We start from the raw sequence: 1213 nt of genomic DNA, 5'->3' as shown, positions 1-1213 counted from the left end.
AGCGCCGTCAGCGCCAGCGTGCCGACCAACCAGGCGGTCGGCGGCGCCAATGCGCCCATGCTGGAAAGCTACGACACCCCCGGCCAGTATTTCTTCTCCGACGGCGGGCAGGCGCAACGCTACGCCTTGTTGCAAATGGAAGCGAACGAAGCGCGCCGCCACCTGTGGGATGCGCGCTCGACGGTGCGCACCTTGCGCCCCGGCACCCGATTCACGTTGACGCAAGGCCCGCTGGCGGCCGGCGACACCGAGCCGGCGTATGTGGTGCTGCGCGTGGTCAGCGTGGGCGTCAACAACCTGCCAACGCCGGCCAAACAGGGCCTGGAGGAGCTGTTCGGCCCGATCCCGGAATTGCTGGAGGAATCGCTGCGCGCGCAGCCGGAGAACTTTGCCGCCGTCATCGCGCAGGCCGCCGACAGCGGCTACGCCAACCACTTCGAAGCGATCGCGGCCGATACTCCATGGCGCCCCGTCGTCGGCGAGAACGGCTTGCGCCACCATCCGAAACCGACCGCGCACGGCAGCCAGAGCGCGATCGTCGTCGGGGTCGACGGCAGCAGCAGCCCCAACGGCGCAGACGAGATCTACTGCGACAAGCTGGGCCGCGTGCGCATCCGCTTCCACTGGCAGCAGGACGCCAGCGCCACCTGCTGGGTGCGCGTGGCGCAACGCTCGGCCGGCGGCGGCATGGGCAGCCAGTTCCTGCCGCGCATCGGGCAGGAAGTGCTGGTGCAATTCCTCGAAAACGATATCGACCGGCCGATCATCGTCGGCGCCTTGTACAACGGCCAAGGGGAGGGCGGACAAGCGCCCACGCCGGGTGGCAAGAGCGAGCGTGACAGCGACACCGCCGTGTTCAAGGCGGCGCACGACCACGGCGTATCCGGGCAGGGCAACGTCGCCGGCGGCAACAGTCCGCTGTGGCATGGCGCCGCCGCCGATACGGCCGGCCATCGCAACAGCGCCGCGCAATGGGGCGTGCGCAGCAAGGAATTCGGCGGCGCGGGCTACAACCAGCTGCTGTTTGACGACACCGACAACCAGGGTCGCATCCAGCTCAAGAGCAGCCACGCGGCCAGCGAATTGAATCTCGGCCACCTGATCCACGCGGCCGACAACTATCGCGGCAGCCTGCGCGGCACCGGCGCCGAACTGCGCACCGATGGCTACGGCGCGGTGCGGGCCGGGGCCGGCTTGCTGGTGTCGAGCTACA

At 69.2% G+C, this 1213-nt stretch carries 1 protein-coding gene; it reads left to right on the top strand.

Annotated elements, in window-relative coordinates:
- Nucleotides 1–1213, top strand: a 1213-nt coding sequence (locus tag BMX85_RS29835; protein WP_229210739.1) for a type VI secretion system Vgr family protein, incomplete at both ends; no start/stop codon positions are given.

This window comes from Duganella sp. CF517, from assembly GCF_900110275.1.
Classification (GTDB): Bacteria; Pseudomonadota; Gammaproteobacteria; order Burkholderiales; family Burkholderiaceae_D; genus Rugamonas.
The sequence above is the reverse complement of the archived record's forward strand: the minus strand, read 5'-3'. Positions and strand labels throughout refer to the sequence as shown.